This window comes from Candidatus Omnitrophota bacterium (assembly GCA_028699255.1).
Classification (GTDB): Bacteria; Omnitrophota; Gorgyraeia; order 2-01-FULL-45-10; family 2-01-FULL-45-10; genus FEN-1322.
In genome coordinates this window covers 100,796-120,090 of sequence record JAQVUX010000006.1, presented here as the reverse complement: position 1 = coordinate 120,090, position 19,295 = coordinate 100,796, and the positions used below count along the sequence as shown (strand labels likewise).

The following is a 19,295-nucleotide window of genomic DNA, read 5'->3' as shown; positions in this document are numbered from 1 at the left end:
TTGACTTTGATAATCTATACGCGGATATCTCCGCTTTATTTATGCACTTTATGTTTAAATATACGTTTTACCGTATCGACAAACGCAAGATAGAGAGTGGGTATAACGTTCAGCGTAAGGAACGTGGCGACGATAAGCCCGCCTATCGCCGTTATCGCCATCGGCCGGCGAAGTTCTGCTCCTTCCCCACCCAGAAACGCCATCGGGACAAGGCCGAGTATCGTCGTAAGTGCCGTCATAAGGATCGGCCTCAACCTGACTTTAGTAGCGCCCACAACCGCTTCCAGAAGATTCATGCCTTTGGCAAGGAAAAGGTTTATGCAGTCGATAAGCACTATGGCGTTATTCGTTACTATACCTCCGAGCATGGCAAAACCTATAAGCACATAAGCGTTTATACTTGTACCGGTGAAAAATAGCGCCCACGCCACGCCTATTACCGAGAGCGGGATCGTGAACATTATTATGAAAGGTTGCCAGAGCGATTCGAAGAGCGCGGCCATTATCATGTACACGAGCAGGAACGCCGCTATTATGGCGTTCCTTATGCTTTCGAAGGAAGCCTTCATCTCTTCCGACTCGCCGGTAAGTTTCACGAAATAATTCCTGGGTATGTCGAGACGGTTTATCATGGTCGTAACATCGGAGGTTATGTCTTTAAGCGGCCGATCGTAAATATTCGCGTAAACGGAGATGACCCTCTCCTGGTTTATCCTGCGTATTTCGCTCGGCCCTTTACCTTTACCGAAAGTTGCCACACTACCTAACTGCACTTTCACCCCCGAGGGGGATTGTATATTCAGGTTTGCCAGCTTATTGAAATCATCGCGGTCTTTTTCTCTCAGGCGCACTCTTATATCAAACTCTTCGCCCTTCTCTTTTAATTTACTCGCGACATACCCTTTAAGCCCGATAAGGGATGTCTGGGCGATATCTGTTACGGAAAGTCCGTAGAGGGCCGCCTTGTCTTTATCGATATAAACTTTCACTTCCGGAGAGGGCTCGGACAGATCATCCTTTATACCGTATATTCCTTTAGTCGTACTCAGGCCGGCTTCGACTTCGCGCGTCAGCTTCTCCAGCGTTTTGAGGTCGTTGCCTTTCAATTCTACCGTAACCGGCGCGGAGGTGGCCATACCCGAAGCGAAAACGTTCTCCTGCAGAATGTACTCTATGCGCGCGGCGTCCAAATTTATGGTGGCGAGCTTATTCTTTATTATCTGCACAACCGCGGAGGATTTAAGTTTACGCTTCTTCTTTAATGTAACGACTATCTCCGCCTGATTATAATTGAGCCGCTCGATAATACTGCGCGTCGTCGACTCTTTTGTCGAACCTACCGTTACGTTTATCGTTTCCACCTCGGGAATGGAGAGTAATAATTTTTCGATGCGTTCCGTCACGGTGTTCGTCGTACCGAGCCGCGTACCTGCCGGCATATTCACTTTTATCGTAAATTGCCCCTGGTCGACCTTAGGCATGAGCTCTTTATCCAAAAATGAGAACAAGACGAGCGATACCATGAATACTATAAATGTAATAAGAAGATATCTCGCTTTCGATCTTATAAATCTATCGAGTATGGAACTGTAGAACCTGCCGACGCCGGACTCCGACACAGAGTGAGTTTTGCCTACGCTTATGCCTCTCGAAGCAAGAAGAGGAACCAGCGTCATGGACGCTAAAAGCGAAGCTAAGAGCGCGAAGGTCAGCGTCATGGCCAGGTCACGCACTATCTGGCCGAATACACCGACGACAAAAACGAGAGGCAGAAACACAACGACGTTGGTGAGTATCGAGCCCGTCACGGCGATAAAGACTTCGTTGGTACCTACTACGGCCGCCTCTTTTTTATCTTCGCCTGCCTGCATATGGCGGAATATGTTTTCCATGACGACAATAGCGGTATCGACTAAGTGCCCGATACCGAAAGCAAGACCAAAAAGCGACATCATGTTTATGGATATGCCCGTGAAGAACATGAGTACGAATGTCGCCATGACGGATATCGGTATCATGAGCGTAACGATAAAAGCGCTGTAAAGGTTCCGCAGGAAGAAGAAAAGTATCGCGAAGACGAGTACGCCGCCCTGCCAGGCGGCATCCCACACACCTATGATGGAATCTTTGATAAATATCGATTGGTCATAAACAATCGCTATCGCCATGTCTTTTGGAAGATCGCTTTTAAGTTCACGGATCTTGGCTTTGACACGGTCGATCGTCTTTACGGTATTGCCCAGCGCCTGTTTCTGGATGGCGATGGAAATATTCTCTTTGCCGTTAAAACGAGAGAAGCTGGTCCTCTCTTTCACGTCGTCGATTATCTGCGCAACGTCTTTTAAATATATAAGCCGTTTATCTTTCGCTACAACGCCTTTCTCGCGGGAAGCTTCGGCGCCTCGATACGCATAAGGCTCGTTGTCTTCGGGAGAGCTCGAACCGATGGCGACGTTACCGATATCGCGAACGTGTTCGAATTCGCCCAGCGTTCTTATAAGATATTCGTAGAAACTCTCCTTTATCGTACCGGCAGGATAGTTTAAGTTTGAGCTCGATATCGCTTTTGACACATCTGTAATGGGTATGCGCCTGGATTCGAGCTTATCGCGGTTTATCTCGACCTCTATTTCCCGCTCCAATCCGCCGGAAATGGTCGCCGATGCCACGCCCTCGACTTTCTCAACCTCGTCCTTTATCATCCTTCTGGTCAATTCACGCAAAACAAGCGGCGAGCGGTCGGCCCTGGAACTTGTTATACTTAATATGAGGATGGGCTTATCAAACGGGTTATACGGCAGGACTATCGGCTCTTCGGCTTCTCTTGGAAGGCGTTCTTTTATAAGGTCTATCTTTTCGCGCATGCCGAGTGCGGCGAAATTAATATTCTGGTTCCAGCCGAATTCCGCTATTACCAGCGACAGCCCTTCCTTGGATATGGATGTGATCCTCTTTACACCGGCTACGGTACCGATAGCTTCTTCTATCGGTTTTGTTATTAGGGTCTCTATCTCTTCGGGTGCAGCATTTTCATATGGGGTAACTACCGTCAACTGCGGATAGACGATCTGCGGCAAAAGTTCCTGAGGAAGCAGGCTCAGGGAAACGATGCCGAATATTATTATTCCGGCAACGACCATCATGATCGTTACCGGGCGCTCTACCGAAAATTTCGCTAAATTCATTATACCGCCTTAAATCAGTCCTTCCTGCATCTCGGAAATCTCTACTTTAGACTTATCCTTAAACTCTTCCTGTATCTCTATGATTATTATCTCGTCTTCGTTCAATCCCTCGTCTATCTCTACTAAGTCCTGAGTCATATATCCGGGTTTGACTTTTCTTATTTCGACAAGGCCTAACTCCGGCGCTTTTTCGGGGACAGCCGGCCTTGCTTCTTCCTTCGCGGCTTCTTTCTTCTTACCGAAAGGCCATACCTGTTTCTGCGATTTTACCTTCGGCGCCGGCGCGGCCTCGACGGGCTTCGGCTCTTCCTTCTGTACGACATACACAAAGTAATCATTGTCTTTCTTCTTTAATCCGGACGAAGGCACCACTATCACATCTTTCTTGTCATAAGTCGCTATCTGGGCGCGAACGAACATGCCGGGCCGCAGGAAGCCATCCTTGTTATCGAGCTCTATCTTTATGTTTTCAGTGCGGCTCCTCCCCTCTATTATTGGGGATATCCTGTCAACGGAACCATTAAAAACCTTGGCCGGGTACGCGTCAGCAAACACCTCCGCCTTCTGGCCCAGAGACACTTTCGGTACGTCCTTTTCTATTATACTGAATTCGGCGTACACTTTATCTATATCGACAAAAATGCCTACTCTATCGTTCGGAGTAACATAACTGCCGGCATCTATTATCCTGGAACCCAAAAGCCCGTTCGAAATGGCATATATATTGGTTTTATCAAGTTCCGATTTAGCGGATTCGTATTCAAGTTTTCCCTGCTCAAGTTTGATGGGATTTATCGCGCCGATATCGAATAATTTCTGGTTCTTACTAAGCTCTATCTCCGCGTACTTCAGTTTTAAAAGAGCGTCCTTCTGCACAAGGCTGGCTATGATATCGCCTTCCTGTATTTTCTCGCCTTCCTCAAAATTGAAACTCTCTATGATCCCGGCCACCTGGAACTTAAGCTCTATCTCTTTAAAGCCTTTGACACTGCCTATGGCCGGCAGTGTATCTTTAAACTCCGTCTTCTTCGTCTTGAACGCCTTTACAGGAGTCGCTTCCTCTTCAAATTTTATAGCGGCGGATTTCCCGGCCGGAGTCTTCTTTTTAAAAAGCGCGTTCTGAATATTCGCGCCCATGCGCGCCAGGACTATAACACCTACAACCACGACGAGTAATATTACTATCAGCCGCTTCTTCGAACCCTTCTTTTTTGGTTCAATATCCATTGTAAGCTTGTCGCCAGGATTTTCCATCTTCATCTCCTTAAGTTCTTCGAAATCCGGTTATCTATACCTTATTCGTCTTTGTAATAGTCTTCCACGCCTATAGCCTTATTTATCCCGGCGATAGTTATGTGGCAATCCGCCAGCGCCTGCAAGTATCCGAATTTTTCCTGCGCCAGCCTTATCATGCTCTCTATTACATTCGAGTCCTGGGCCTCGTCAAGCGCGCGCTTGAGTTTAACTAATTCCAGGTCGCTCGACTGATATTTCACTTTATTCGCCGCCGTATCCGCCTGGATCACGGCTTTCTGGTAATTAAAACATCCTTCGCTAACCTCGAGGGTCACATCCTGTCTTATCTTATTGAATTCCTGCCTGGCCTTGTCAAAATCTATTTCCGATAGTTGCTTTTCTGAGTACGAATCGAGCTTATCCAATATCTTTAATTTCATATCCATCGTGGTAGCTGATGTGCCGTGGTACGTACTGACTACAGGCACCCACTGCTCTTTCGTCAGCGACCATTCTCCGGATGAACCCCAGAGGGGAACTCCGACTTTTAAACCCGCGTACCATTGCTGTCCAAGTTTCTGGTCGGCATCGTTAGCATTGGACGTATCGACATCGTCGGGCGCTATCTCTTCCTTTGCCAGCCCCCATGAACCCAGAAGATCCACTTTCGGCCAGAACTTCGCTTTAGCTATGCCTTTGCCATAATTATAGTACTCTATCATCATGGAGTTTATCTTCATTTCCGGACGGTTCACCGTGGCTATGCTGAGCGCCTTTTCGTAATCCACTTCGACTTTTTTAAATTCCGCAATCTCTTTAACATCCACTTCTTCTTTAGGATCCACATTCATAGCCTGTTTAAGAATGAGACGCGCTATAGAGAGATCTCCTTCGGCTGAGGCGAGCTGGTACTTCGCCTGGCTGGCCTGGGATGAAACATTCAAAACCTCAATTTTTGAAATTATTCCCGCTTCGGCTTGCCTGGTAACCATACCGAGGATCCTCTCAACCTCTTTTGCCAGATCCTCCTGCATCCGCATATTACCTTTTGCTTTAGCCAGTGTGTAATAGGCTTTTTTGATCTGAAGCACAAGGTCGTTGCGTATTCTGCCATAATCATTTTTTGTTATAGCCAGGTTCACTTCGGATTGCTTCATGGTATAGAATAGTTCACCGCCGCGGAATATCGGCTGTTGCCCTTCTAATATCTGTTTGCGGCCGACATATGCCTGCCCGCTTATCCTACCGTGGTATTCCTGATAATCGATCGATGCCGAAGGTAACAGATTACGACGCGCTTCAAAGAGGCGCATCTCGGCAAGCCTGACGCTCTTCTTCGCTATTTGTAAAGGCAAGTGATTGTTCACCGCGATATCTATACACTCTTGCAGGTTATATATGCCGCCGATCGGCCTTTTGCTTTTAAGGCCACGCACAACGCCGGTGCCGGGATCGGAGGGAGAGCCTTTCTTGCTGGCCATCATGCTTGCGGGAGGGGTCATACCTATAGTAAATTTTTTCTCGCCGGCTGAGTTGCCTCGGTCGATATTAAGCGTCATCCGTTTCTCATTCGGAACGACTTCGCTGTTTACATTTTTTACCGCCGGCTGTAGCTCTTTTACCGGCTCACCTGAGGTCGTGGCGGCAAAAACATGACTTTCCCCTACCCCAAACATGGCAAGGAAAAAAAATAACATTCCGAAAAGAAACACAGCTTTATTTGTATTCAAAAGATTTCCTTATTATTTACTGCTATCCTGGATATTCTTTTCCGCCAAGCCATTCTGTTTTCTATATTCCCTCATGTAGTCTCTCATGTACTCGCGATGGCGCTGACGGTGCTCTTCCCGATAAAGTTTAAGATATTCCTGGTGTTTCTTGCGCCAATCGAGCGAACGCTGGCGGCATGTCTCCTTCCAGGAAGAATCCCGGGTCTCTTTATATTTGAAATAATGCGGATTTCTATCGCGCCATTTCTTCATATTTTCAAGCTGGCGCTGGTACTGGCACTCAAGAGAGGAACATATCGTCTGGTTCGGACGATATTTATTGGGAAGGAACGGCTTACCGCATATACGGCAACTTTTTTCTTCTGTCATAAGCATACCTCTCTATGTTTAGGCCTCAAGAAAAATCTCCCGGGCCGCAAGCGTTGCCGCGCCTATGCTCACGGCATCCTCGCTAAACATCCCCGGCATAACCGTTGTACCAGAATAATTTTTGAGCGCTAATTTTCCGATCATCTTTTTTATCGGCTCGAGAATAAGGTCTCCGGCCGCCTCAAACCCTCCGCCGATCACAACCGTCTTTGGGCCGAAGATGTTGACTAAGTAAGCGATACGCAGTCCTAATATCATGCCGACGGAACGCATAATGCTTAAGGCGACCTCATCTCTACCGGCGGCGGCATCTATCACCGTCCTGATGGACATATTATCGATCCTGCCATGGGCAAGCTCTACCATGGATGTTCCTACGCCTCTGGCAACGTCGTATTTAGCAAGGCGCAGTATGCCGAATTCGTCGCTCCAGGGGCCAAGATATTTTGATTCACTACGCGAAACTATACTGCCATCGTTTTTGACAACTACAGCGTTGCCCGCATCGGAATATATATAGAGAATATCGCCGGCAAGAGCATCCTTGTTCAGCGTCTTCTCGGCAAAGGCCGCGCATAGAGGCTCGTCTCCGACAAACGTCTCGATACCGAGAATATCTTCGATCTTTTTACCTATCACCCCGTGATCACCCGCAGGAATCTTTACCCCTAATCCTACGGCTTTTATGCCGCCGGCGGCCAATCCCGCTTTTCGCGCCATTTCTTCTATAGTTTTACACATCGGCTCGATGGCATCTTTTATTTTTCCATTAGGCCGCGGTATCCGAATTTTCTCTATAATATCCAACCCCATATTGGTCAGCGTAATGTAAATATATTCCTGGGCTATATGCGCGCCAATCACACGGTTGTCGGACTTATCCAGTTCTATGAGCTCCGGTTTCCTGCCACCGGTCGATACATCAAAACCCTTTTCCAGGACGAGTTTATCAGCTATATATTCTTTAATATAATTAGATGTCGAAACTATATTTATACCTGTGGCTTTGGATATCTCCGTACGGGAGATCACGCCCTTCCTGGTTATAAGCTCCAGTATTTTAAGGCTTTTGATATCCTTATCTGAAAGTTCCTGAAAACTAAATTGATATTTTTTTAATTTTTTCATTTTCTTAACCAGGTTAGTAACTAACTTTTTCCAGTATACCTTATAACCATACAAAAGTCAAATCTATCCACGCCGCTTTTCGTATATACTTCTGGCGCGTTCCTCAAAAGCCCTGGCTTCTTCACCACGTGCGGTCTTTTCATATAAAATTGACATGTTGGTCAATGTCCCCACGAGTTCCGCGCTGTCGGGCCCATAAGCCTTCTCGCTTATCAGAAGCGCCCTTTTGTAAAGAGCCTCCGCTTCCGGATATTTATTCTGATACGAATACACTGTGGCGAGATTATTCAGGCCGGTGACTATCTCCGGAGAATCCTGTCCAAGCGCTTTCTCGTCGATCTCCAGGGCTCTTATCAAGAGAGGCTCGGATTCCGAATATTTACCTTCATTACTGTACGCGGCGGCGAGATTATTCAAGGATACGGCTAACGTATGATGATCCGCCCCGAGATTATGCTCGTTTATCTCCAGGCAACGTTTGAGCAATTCTTCGGCTTCGGAGTATTTCTTCTGCGCCATGTATATCCTGGCAAGATCGCTGGAGGCTGAGGCTATTTCCGGCGAATATTTATCGAACGTCTTATTGTAGAGCTCTACCATCTTTACGTAGAAACCTTCAGCCTCGGAATATTTGCCCTGGGATTCGTATAGATTCACCAGGTTCCTGAGTGTCGTCATCGTTTCCGAATGCATTATGCCAAACACTCTTTCATCCATGTCCAACGCGCCGATCAGGACGCCTTCGGCCTCCTGATATTTACCCTCGTTCGAATAAACTGTAGCCAGGTTATTTAAATCGGAGGAAACTTCGATCGAATCTTCACCGCAAGAAGCCCTGTCAATAGCAAGCGCCTTCAATATAAGCGGCTCCGCTTCCGGATATTTACCACAATTGCAGTAGGTGGCGGCGAGATTATTAAGATAAACTGCGGCGGCGCGGTTATCTGGTCCAAAATTCTTTTCATTTATCTCTATCGCGCGCTTTAACGCGCTTATAGCGTGAGTATATTTTTTTTGGTAGGAATAAGCCGTCGCTACCCTGTTAAGCCAGCCGGCCAATTCCGCGCTGTCGGGCCCATAAGCCTTCTCGTTTATGAGAAGCGCCCTTTTGTAAAGAGCCTCCGCTTCCGGATATTTATTCTGATACGAATACACTGTGGCGAGATTATTCAGGCCGGTGACTATCTCCGGAGAATCCTGTCCAAGCGCTTTCTCGTCGATCTCCAGGGCTCTTATCAAGAGAGGCTCGGATTCCGAATATTTACCTTCATTGCTATACGCGGCGGCAAGATTATTCAAGGATACGGCTACCGTATGATGATCCGCCCCGAGATTATGCTCGTTTATCTCCAGGCAACGTTTGAGCAATTCTTCAGCTTCGGAGTATTTCTTCTGCGCCATGTATATCCTGGCAAGATCGCTGGAGGCTGAGGCTATTTCCGGCGAATATTTATCGAAAGTCTTATTGTAGAGCTCTACCATCTTTACGTAGAAACCTTCAGCCTCGGAATATTTGCCCTGTGATTCGTATATCTTGCCGAGTCCCGCATACGACGCCGCGGCTATTGATGGATTTTCAGCAATGCATCTTTCGCCTATCGCGAGAGCGCGCTTGAAAGCAGGCTCGGACATATCTATCTTAGCCTGAAAAAGATAAGCGGCCGCGAGATTATTAAGCGATATCGCCACCGACAGATCATTGGCTCCATGCAGGCTTTCATTAAGCTCAAGTTCTTTTTTAAGAATCGGTTCTGTTTCTGCGTACCGTTTTCCGTAAGAATATATAGCCGCGAGATTATTCAACGCCTTGGCAAGCTCTTCCCTGTTCATCTTAGGCGAGGTTTCGCTTATTTCCACCACCCTTTTATAAAGCGCTTCGGCTTCGGCGTTCTTCTTCAGGCATGAATAGACGGTGGCAAGATTATTTAGTCCGCTTATTATCTCCGGGGATTCCTTCCCATATATTTTCTCGGATATCGCCAGCGATCTTAATAAAAGAGTCTCCGCCTCTGCATATTTGAGCTCGCTGATATACACGGCGGCAAGGTTATTCAAAGATACGGCTACACCCGCGTCATCCGGAGCGAGCATCTTTTCGTTTATCGCGAGAGCGCGTTTGAGCAACATTTCAGCTTCCGCGTATTTCTTTTCTACCAGGTATATGTTTGCGAGATTGTTCGCCGCAATTGCCGTTGATGGATTGTCGGCCGCACCGGAAGTTTCATAATTATCGAGAAGCAGTTTATACGCGTCCCGCGCGTCCGCGGCCCGCCCCTGCGTCTCGCACACGCCTATTAAAAATTTCAGGTCCGCCTGACGCTGTGGGTAATTTTCCCCTGCGGCTTTGATATCCATCTTTATGGCGCGTTTTATAAATTTCTCGGCGCGAGTATATTTGCCCGCCTCCGCGTAAAGTTTAGCCAGGTTGCGCATAGCCGTGGCAATATCGGAATAATTTTTGCTCACTACCGTATCCCCTACGGCGAGCGTCCTTATAGCGAGGACTCTTTTTAGAGCCTTTTCCGCTTTAGAATATTTTCCCTGGGAAGTATATATGGCCGCGAGAGTATTAAGCGCCATGGCTACATTGTCATGATACGGGCCAAATTCCTTCTTTGCCGTTTCAATGGCCTGCCTGGCAAATTGGAGAGATTCGTCGTATCTGCCCTGGCGTGCGAATTCGGCGGATTTCTGATTAAGCTGATAGAATGAGCTTTCCTGGGCACAGGCAAAAGATACAGCAAATACCGATACCGATAATATAACCACACTTCTTATAAAAATCTTCGGCATAGGTTTTAACATACACCCGCCCTATCTGTTTTGCGCTGTCCGTGAATCTACAGCGGTATTATCGGAAGAAGCATTAACCGGCTGTGTCATCGTAAGTACCGGCGCGGACGGGATCGCATCGATGTCCTCGCCCTTCCTCGTAAGAGTTTCTATGACATTCGCGAAAAGCTTCTTCTGCGCCATCAGATCACTGACTTTTTTTTCAAGCTGGGCAGAATTTTTATTTATGGCGTCCTTTTCGGCAACCGTCTTTACCAGGTTCAACTGCGCGGCGGAAAGCTCGGCCTGGGCCTTAGACATATTGTCGTGTATCTTCCCATTTTCCACAATGCCGCTCGATATCATATATGTGGTGATGCCGAATATGCCCACGACCAGAAGTATCAAAAATGGCGCGCGTGTCTTAAGCGGCGGCGTGCCGCTTATAGCATCTTTGAACTCTTCGTTACCGGGGGATATCTGCCCGACTTCGTCTTCGGTCAATTTCCACGGCAGGTTCGGCTCGTGCAATTTTGTCTTCGGTATATCGGCCGCTACATTGTCTTCAAACTTTTTCTTCATATTTAATTCTCCGGTTTGGGGCATCCCCGAGCTTCTCATCGTTTACTTCCAGTACCAGGCTCATTATATCCGAGGCCACTTTTGATTCCGGGTAAAGCTCGAATATCGATTTGCCCGTGCTTGAAGCGTCTATTATCTCGTGCGATTCTCGTATAACCGTCTCCAGCGCGTATTCCGGATAGAATTTATGCACCGCTTCTTTACATTCGGAGCATATAGGGTACTGCGCGTTGAAGCGGTTCAGGAATATGTTTATATTCCTCAGATAAAATCCGAAATCTGTCTCGATAGAGGCAAGCGTTTCCATAAGCAACTTCAAGCCATGGAATGAAAGGAAATCGGCCAAGAGCGGTATTAATATTTCGTCGGAAGCAAGGATGGCGTTAAGGCCCAGGAGGTTTATATTCGGCGCGGAGTCTATAATAATGTAGTCGTAATCTTTTTCTACGGGCTTGAGCACCTGGCGCAGGCGAAATTCCCTCAGGTGCATTTTAAACAATGGCACTTCCATTGCGGACAGCGAGAGCGACGACGGGATAACGTGCATGGAAGGAAGCGATGTAGGCCTTATGATATCGGAGACATTGCCGCCGTTTATCATAATGCTATATAAACTTTTATCCGGACGCGCCGCATCATTATGGTTTAAACATGCCGTCAGGTGCGCCTGGGCGTCGAGATCCACCATAAGGACGCGCTTGCCCATGCCCGCCAGGCAATAACCGTACGCGGAGGATATACTCGTCTTCCCCGTACCGCCTTTGTAATTAAGGAACAACTGCTTTATAGCTATAGGTGTCGTCACTATTTCACTGATTTAAGGCGATATGCCTTTATCTTCTGTCTGAGATCGTTAACTTCCCTGACTACATCTTCGCAGTATTTTACGTCCGTCTGTATCTTTTTATCACGGGCTTCTATTTCCGTTTCGAGGCGCGTGATATTTTCCCTAAGCTCCTCTTCCGCATTCTCCTTGTCCTTTATAACAGTCTTGAGCGATTCTATCTCGGAGTTCATGCCGGCAATTTTATCTTCGGCGGCCGCATTTTCGGTATCGTGTTTTTTACCGATATTGACCAGTTCGTTTTCGTTTTCCCGCATCTTCTCTTCCAGATCGGCTTTAGCGTCTTCGGCGGCATGCAGTTTAATAGCCGCCTCCTTCGCCAGAGCGTCCAGCTCGTTGTTGGCCCCTTCCGTCTCTTCTATCCGCCTGTTCTTCGCCTCCAACTCTATATTCAACTGGGCGATCTTGCCTTCGAGGGCCTTCTTATTTCTGTCGACCGCCTGCACCTCCAGAGCCATCTCTTTCCTGGCCGCCTCGATATTTTTAATAGCGTTCTTTTCGGCATCGACGACGCGTTTTTCTTTTGCCTCCAATTCGGCAATCACGGCCTTTACTTTATCTTCGAGGCCCCTCGCGGCTTCCTCTGACGCCTGCAGTTTGAGCGCTATCGCGTTCTTTTCGTTTTCCAGATTTTTATAGACCTTGTCACTGTCGGCAAGGCGCTTCTCCCTGTGTTTCAGCGTATCTTCCATCTGGGCTATCCGTCCGGCCTGCTCTTTCAGCTCTTTGGTGGCGGCGTAGAGTTTCGAGCGCAAGTTTTCCATATTGGCGGCGGCTTTGTCCCGCTCGGCGCGATGTTCCTCGACGGCCTTTTCATGCTCTTTTATCTTTTTGGAACGCTCGAGCGCCTCCTGCAATTTCTTCTCTAAGCCGACTATCTCCGCATCTTTTTCTTCGAGACGTATTAAAAGATTGTCGTTCTGTTTTAAGGAATCCTCGTGCAAGCGCTTCAGCTTCTTATTCTTATCTATTTCGTCGACGTCGCTCTGTATCTTCTTTTTAAGCTCGGCGATCTCTTTATCTTTCTGGGATATCTGTAGAAATATACCCTCATTCTTCTGAAGCGCGCCGGCATGGGTCTGTTTTAGCGACTTATTTTCGGATTCAAGCGCGGTAAGTTTATTGCGGTATTCGGAGATAGATTTTTCTATCGCTGTATTTATGAGGGATTTTTCTTTTTCGCTGTCTTTTATAAGGCTTATGGATTCTCTCTTAAGCCTATCCTGCAATTCAACTATGGCCCTGTCTTTTTCTTCTATCTCGTTCAAAAGCGTGTCGCTCTTGGCGCGGGCATCTTCCTGTATCTTTTTAAGGCGGATGTTTTCGGCTTCAAGCTCGCTCAGTTTTTCATGATGGGCAGGGGTGGGGTTCTTAACACTCACCGGTGGCGGCGAGGCGACCTTGGCGTCTTTATTGAAAAGCTTCAGCAGATCTTCTTTTGGGCGCCCCATCTTAGAAGATAGCGCATCCAGGTTCAGGGGATTTTTCTTGCCGGAGGACCTGGACTTCTCTTCCTCGATCCTTGCCATTATCTTCTGTTTTATTTCGCTAATTTCCATATTAACTTAACGCCTTATAGACCTCTTCCAACGATGATTTCGCGGCGGCTAATTCCCGCTTAAGGGCATCGTTTTCCGCTTTAAGCGCTTCGGCCTCGCCAAGCTTATCGGAAGAACGACCGGATTCGAGATTTACGATTTTCTCGGAAAGGACAAACCTCTCGCGCTCGGAAGAATCAAGGCTAGTTTTTAATTTCTTTATTTCATCTTTGCAAACATTTATCCTGGCTTCGGACTTGATTATCCACGTAATGATGAAAATCAGGCATATTCCTATTATCACAAAGAACATCGTAATATTGGCCAAACCTATATCCAGCATTCGGTACCCCCTCCTCAAGCGAAACGAAGAAACTTCTTTATTTTAATAAGGTATTTTACACCATATCTCAAGCGTAAGTCAAAGTAAAATTCCACCCCGGGGTGGAATTTTGATATTTAAGTCCAGGAATTTCTGCTGAGGGATTAATTTTTTAAATATGTCGATCTGAATATTTTTCATTCTTTAACGATAATAGCAACTCTGGTGAGCCCTTTTTCCAACCTGCAGATATCCTGGAATGCCCTTTTGGAGAGGTCGATTATCCTTCCTTCTCTTACGAGCCGCTTATTAGGCCCTCTATCAGTAACCACAACTTCCGTAGACAAACCCGTATCAAGGCTTTTCACTATCAGTACCGTGCCAAAATCGTAGAACCAGCTGGCGCATGTTCTGTTTTCCGGATCGAACGGTTTCCCGTTTGCCATCGGCAATCTGGCGCATTCGTATGAATAATAGCTTGCCACGCCTTCACTTATAACTAACCCGGGCCATGCATAACCAGCCAGAGCCACCACTAATAAGATCAGAATGCCGATTTTTAAAACTTTCGCGATTCTCATGGGCTCACCGTCATGTTAAAAGTTTTTATTAACTGCCCAAAAAATATCCAATGACTTCGTTATGGCCATCGGATGTCTGCATTCTATCTTTTCATGTTAAGTTTATCATATATTCAACGAAATACAACCACCCCCTTATCCTCCTTTTTTATTTTTAACCATCGTTCGACCTCCGAGGTCGAACGGTTAACTTGACTTTGCCGGTTTTATCCGGTATATTTAGTCCAAGGTGACCAATATGAAAATATCAAAAATTTTATGCGCGGTGCTCGCGCTTTGTCTTTTTACATACAATTGTTTTTCCGAAGAAATAAAGCGCTCGGTCATCGTCAGTAAATTGGGTGGAGAGGTTATGATAAAACATGGTGGGCCTGGGACGTGGGAAAATGCAAAGATTGGAGACGTCTTAACCGAAGGGTCGTTTATTAAAACGGGTTTGGGAGGTAGAGCGGTACTTACGGTAGATGGCGCTACTCATCAAGCCGCGATTGTGGACATGGATGAAAAATCGCTCCTGTCATTTACCACACTGGCGCACGAAGCGACGACTGGCACAAATAAAACACTCCTCGACCTTGCTATAGGACAGATTCTTATAAAAGCGGAAAAACTCGATACGCCGGAATCGAAGTTCGAAGTAAAAACTCCCACCTCGGTAGTCGGTGTGCGCGGCACCAAATTTTCCGTCAAAGTTGACGCGGTGAAATAGGAAATCACGCACTTGCCCCTTGCATAAACATGTGGAAATTATCTTAGATGATAGGATCTGAGATATTTTTGGAGTCCATCGATTTTGCTTGAAGAAAACTCATAGCAAAATCGATGCATCTTAGACTCCAGGACCATAAAATTTCCTAAAGGAAATCACGCCCTTGCCCCTTGCATAAACATGTGGAAATTATCTTAGATAATTTCCACATATGCTTCGGGGCGTTTTCGCTATAGTGTTACACGGGCGAAAACTGGCGCGCCTGGCAGGATTCGAACCTGCGACCACCTGGTTCGTAGCCAGATACTCTATCCAACTGAGCTACAGGCGCTAGAAAATTTGCAGTGCAAATTCTTATTCTCTACTTCACCACGCTTCCCGACACCATTTCCCTGTCGGAGGTAATGATAGCGATACCTTTTTCATCGGACGCGGCTAATAACATGCCCTGGCTTTCGACTCCGCGCAATATCGCAGGATCCAGATTATCTACAAGCACGACCTGCCGTCCTATTAAATCTTCTTTCTTATATGAATTCCTGATGCCGGCAACTATCTGCTTAGTTTTATCGCCCACCTCAACTATAATAACATACAAACGGTCGGCATTAGGATGATCATTCACCTCTTTGATCTTCGCTATCTTCAGTTCTATCTTCCTGAAATCTTCATACGTTGCCATAAATTCACCTCGACAAAAAGGCGGACATCTTGGGGTTCGAATACTCGGATGTCCGCCGTTTTGCGTTGTCTTAAAAACTACTCCGCTACTTTTATAGCGGCGGCCTCTTTTGTGCCTTCTTTTGATTTTACCTTTACTTTTTCCCCTATCTTGAGCTGGTTCAAAGTAATGGCATTCAAAGTGGCATCAAGGACTTTCGTGCTCTGGGTTACCGTAAACTCGACGGCCTTACCGGTATCATCCGTTATGGTAACTGTGCCGTTGGCTATGCCTTTTGCCGGCTCAGCTACTGTAACATTAACCAGTTTCCCCACCACTGCCTTAGCCTGCTGTGCCGGTGTCTCCGTTTTCGCCGGAGCCGCGGCCTGATCCTGAGCAAAAGCCGCTCCGGATGCAAACGCGATCGCGATCAATACCAATGCTACTTTCCTCATCTTTCTACCTCTCCTTTTTTTACAGCCGTATGTATTATACGACTGCTTTCACCCGGACCCCAAACCCGGTAAACTCAACGTCATTATACTCTCGGGGCGTAATTATAACAAGTATAAAATGCGTCATGCCTCCATAAGGTCTATATGCATCTTTCTGAAGGCCCACTTCAAAAGCTCGAACCATAAAATGCTCCATACTCCGGCGGCAAAGCATATTACCATGTCTTCCGAATGTATCTGCCCAAAATGGAACATGTTCTGTAAAAACGGAATGTATATTACCATTAAAAGAAAGCCGACGGCGCCGATAATAACGCCGGTTAGCGCCTTGTTCGAAACCGAAAATACGGATATTATGCCTCTGGTCCACGACCGGTTCGTCAGTATAAGGCACAGGTTGGATATAATAAGCGTTGTGAATGCGAGCGCACGGGCGCCGCCTTCCGTCTGGCCAAAACGCAAGGCGAGCAGGAATACGGCTATCACTGCCGCCAGAGATGACAATCCCTGGAGCAGGCTTAATGCGAGTAACTTTTCCCCGAATAACGCGCCTTTTGGATTTCTGGGTGGCCGATTCATCACGTTCTTCTCAGCCGGTTCCGATTCGAATACTATCGAACAGGCCGGGTCTATAATCAGCTCCAGAAAAACTATATGAGCCGGATATAATATTATCGGCCAGCCCATGATAACCGGAATTATGGCGGCGCCCGCTATCGGGATATGAACGCTTATTATATACGCCATCGCCTTCTTAAGATTGTCAAATATGCGCCTACCGAGACGCACCGCCTCGACTATAGACGAAAAATCGTCGTCCAACAGCACTATATCGGAGGCCTCCCTGGCAACGTCCGTGCCTCGGCCCCCCATCGCAATACCTATCGCCGCCGACTTTATGGCAGGCGCGTCATTGACTCCGTCGCCTGTCATAGCAACCATCTCGCCGGCGGCCTTCAGGGCATTGACGATCAATAATTTTTGTTCCGGCTGGACTCTGGAAAATATATTCACGCCTGCGCATTTTTCCCGCAACTGATCCTTCCCCATTCTTTCGAGTTCCGGCCCGGTTATAACAGCTTCGGGATTTTTAAGCCCTATCTCTCTGGCGATATTCTGGGCGGTGGTCGGATAATCACCGGTTATCATCACCACCCTGATGCCGGCGCCGTAGCATTCCTGTATAGCCAGAGGAACGCTGGAGCGTATAGGATCGGCCAGGCCTATAAGACCTATGAATTTGAAATCGAAGTCATGTTGCGATGACGGTAGTGTCGCTTTATCAAACGAGGCTTTAGCCACACCCAATACACGCAAACCGATGCCGGCCATCCTGTCAATCGCGGCGGATACCTCTTTTCTTTCGTTCTCATCTAAATGGCATAGTTCCTGTATCGCCTCCGGCGCGCCTTTGGTAGAAACGACAAAGCCTTTCCTATCCGGCGTTTCCCAGACATGGGATAAGGCCATCATCTCCTTCGATAGAGGATATTCTTCTACGAGAGGCCAGTCATTGTGTATATGTTCTGTATTATAAAGGGTTGTGTGCCCCAACTCTTCGAGCGCTTTTTCCATCGGATCGAAAGGGTCTTTCTTGCTTGCGAGTATTCCGTATTCGACGACCTCATGGAAAGATTCGGGTAGCGGCGCCTGACGGCCGGGGACGATATCATAAAACTCTTTACCGTTAAACAATTCCTTTATCGACATTTTGTTCTGGGTCAGAGTGCCTGTCTTGTCCACACATAGAATCGTCGCGGCGCCCAACATCTCTACAGCCGAGGCTTTTCTGGTCAAAACATTCTTTTTGGATATGCGCCATGCGCCGAGCGCCAAAAATATGGTAAGCACCACCGGAAACTCCTCCGGCAACATCGCCATGGCTAAAGTTATGCCGGATAATGCCGCGTCAAGCCAGTTGCCGCGAGTAAAACCGTAAACCATGACTACTGCCAGGCAAAGGAATAGAGCTATAGTAAATATTACTTTGACTAACCTGCCCGTCTCCTTCTGCAGGGCGGTCGGCTCTTCCGCTATCTCCTCTATCGCCTTACCGATCCTGCCCATCTCCGTGTCAGCGCCTATCAACGCCACTCTTGCCAGAGCCTGCCCGCGCGTGATAAGGCTCCCCGAGTAAAGGAACGGAGTGTCGTCTCCTCCCGGCCGTCCAAATTTCGGTTCCGCGCCATTAACCGCCGCTTTCCGAACCGGCACAGACTCGCCGGATAGTATCGACTCATCCGCGGCAATATTTATACCCCATAGCATAACCGCATCCGCCGGCACCCTGTCGCCTTCCCTTATTATTATAATATCGTCCTTTACCACTTCTCTGCCGGGTATCCTCTTCTGCGCGCCATCCCTTACAACGAGCGCGCGCGGGCTGGAAAGATCCCTCAGGGCCTCCAGGGCCCTTTCGGATTTGCCTTCCTGATATATCGTGATACCCATTATCACAAAGACAAATCCCAAAAGCATCACCGCATCCTGCATCTCGCCCAGTATAAAATATATAGCTCCGCACGCTACCAGAAGCAGGAACATCGGCTCCTTAAATACGCTTAAGGCTATCGCGAACATACTGCGTGTATTTCCGAGCGGCAATTCATTATAACCGTCGCGCTGTAAGCGCGCGGCTACTTCCGATTCCGAGAGGCCTTTGATATTTTTTAATTCTATTTGCGGCAACGGCATATTTTTAGGACTTTCCGTTATTTTTAATAAACTTCATCACCGTAAGAATCATAACATAAGCCGTTCCCGCAGAAAATAGCGCCATAACGAGATACCCTGTTATAACGGGAAGAGCGATCCTCATAGCCGATAATTTAAATAATCCCGATAGATGAAAATCTTTTAAAAGCTCCGCCCATTGTAGTTGTATGGCCGAGCCGTCGACGCCAAAAATAAAAGCGCCTATTTTAACGGAAAATAAAAATATTACGAAACTTATCCATGTATTGGTTATAAGAGCGGCCAAAAGTGCGGCGGCGCGATTAACCTTGAAAAGTACCGCCAGGAATACGGCCGCTATGGGCCCGGCCATCGGCAATACACCGGCAAAAACGCCAATGCCGAACCCGGAAGCTATTTTCTGCGGGGTGTCGTCGATCTTTACAAGCTTCTCGTATATAAGCCTGAAAAAACCGGTTATAGCATCAAATACATTCCGTTTTCTCATGC

General features: G+C 47.3%; 16 protein-coding genes and 1 tRNA gene. 1 reads left to right on the top strand and 16 read right to left on the bottom strand.

From position 1 onward, the window contains the following. Positions 1-35: 35 nt before the first annotated feature. From PHS46_06250 to PHS46_06200, 11 genes are all read right to left on the bottom strand, one after another. On the bottom strand, positions 36-3,185 hold the full coding sequence (locus tag PHS46_06250) for an efflux RND transporter permease subunit (protein MDD3906109.1): 3,150 nt from the start codon (positions 3,183-3,185) through the stop codon (positions 36-38). 9 nt (positions 3,186-3,194) lie between these two features. After that, positions 3,195-4,439, bottom strand: coding sequence for an efflux RND transporter periplasmic adaptor subunit (locus PHS46_06245; GenBank protein MDD3906108.1), 1,245 nt, complete (start codon positions 4,437-4,439; stop codon positions 3,195-3,197). Positions 4,440-4,480: 41 nt separating this feature from the next. Beyond that, on the bottom strand, positions 4,481-6,151 hold the full coding sequence (locus tag PHS46_06240; GenBank protein MDD3906107.1) for a TolC family protein: 1,671 nt from the start codon (positions 6,149-6,151) through the stop codon (positions 4,481-4,483). 12 nt (positions 6,152-6,163) lie between these two features. Then, a complete protein-coding gene (locus PHS46_06235; protein MDD3906106.1) occupies positions 6,164-6,520 on the bottom strand; it encodes a hypothetical protein in 357 nt (118 codons plus the stop codon). Between the two features lie 18 nt (positions 6,521-6,538). Then, the gene (locus PHS46_06230) at positions 6,539-7,648 is read right to left on the bottom strand and encodes an ROK family protein (protein MDD3906105.1); all 1,110 of its coding nucleotides are present in this window, start codon (positions 7,646-7,648) and stop codon (positions 6,539-6,541) included. Positions 7,649-7,711: 63 nt separating this feature from the next. After that, positions 7,712-10,453 carry a tetratricopeptide repeat protein gene (locus PHS46_06225; GenBank protein MDD3906104.1) on the bottom strand — a complete coding sequence of 914 codons (2,742 nt, stop codon included), beginning with the start codon at positions 10,451-10,453 and terminating at the stop codon, positions 7,712-7,714. A gap of 9 nt (positions 10,454-10,462) precedes the next feature. Then, complete coding sequence (locus PHS46_06220) at positions 10,463-11,002, bottom strand: hypothetical protein (GenBank protein ID MDD3906103.1); 540 nt, start codon at positions 11,000-11,002, stop codon at positions 10,463-10,465. Continuing rightward, entirely contained in the window at positions 10,986-11,807 is an 822-nt protein-coding gene (locus tag PHS46_06215; GenBank protein ID MDD3906102.1) for a ParA family protein, read from the bottom strand. Before PHS46_06215 ends, PHS46_06220 begins: the two co-directional genes overlap by 17 nt. After that, complete coding sequence (locus PHS46_06210) at positions 11,807-13,405, bottom strand: hypothetical protein (protein MDD3906101.1); 1,599 nt, start codon at positions 13,403-13,405, stop codon at positions 11,807-11,809. Before PHS46_06210 ends, PHS46_06215 begins: the two co-directional genes overlap by 1 nt. Before the next feature lies 1 nt (position 13,406). After that, on the bottom strand, positions 13,407-13,727 hold the full coding sequence (locus PHS46_06205; GenBank protein MDD3906100.1) for a hypothetical protein: 321 nt from the start codon (positions 13,725-13,727) through the stop codon (positions 13,407-13,409). Between the two features lie 176 nt (positions 13,728-13,903). Continuing rightward, the gene (locus PHS46_06200; GenBank protein MDD3906099.1) at positions 13,904-14,287 is read right to left on the bottom strand and encodes a septal ring lytic transglycosylase RlpA family protein; all 384 of its coding nucleotides are present in this window, start codon (positions 14,285-14,287) and stop codon (positions 13,904-13,906) included. Between the two features lie 238 nt (positions 14,288-14,525). Between PHS46_06200 and PHS46_06195 the strand changes: the two genes are divergently transcribed. Next, the gene (locus PHS46_06195; protein ID MDD3906098.1) at positions 14,526-14,996 is read left to right on the top strand and encodes a FecR family protein; all 471 of its coding nucleotides are present in this window, start codon (positions 14,526-14,528) and stop codon (positions 14,994-14,996) included. A 254-nt stretch (positions 14,997-15,250) separates the two neighbouring features. On the opposite strand, the gene PHS46_06190 is transcribed toward PHS46_06195, so the two are convergent. The 5 genes from PHS46_06190 to PHS46_06170 form a co-directional block, all read right to left on the bottom strand. Further along, positions 15,251-15,327 (bottom strand) — tRNA-Arg (locus PHS46_06190). Positions 15,328-15,357: 30 nt separating this feature from the next. Continuing rightward, complete coding sequence (locus PHS46_06185) at positions 15,358-15,678, bottom strand: hypothetical protein (protein ID MDD3906097.1); 321 nt, start codon at positions 15,676-15,678, stop codon at positions 15,358-15,360. A gap of 77 nt (positions 15,679-15,755) precedes the next feature. Continuing rightward, on the bottom strand, positions 15,756-16,112 hold the full coding sequence (locus PHS46_06180; GenBank protein ID MDD3906096.1) for a hypothetical protein: 357 nt from the start codon (positions 16,110-16,112) through the stop codon (positions 15,756-15,758). A gap of 123 nt (positions 16,113-16,235) precedes the next feature. Continuing rightward, positions 16,236-18,806, bottom strand: a complete 2,571-nt coding sequence (locus tag PHS46_06175; GenBank protein MDD3906095.1) for a cation-translocating P-type ATPase — start codon at positions 18,804-18,806, stop codon at positions 16,236-16,238. Positions 18,807-18,810: 4 nt separating this feature from the next. After that, positions 18,811-19,293, bottom strand: coding sequence for a DUF2062 domain-containing protein (locus tag PHS46_06170; protein MDD3906094.1), 483 nt, complete (start codon positions 19,291-19,293; stop codon positions 18,811-18,813). Positions 19,294-19,295: the final 2 nt, after the last annotated feature.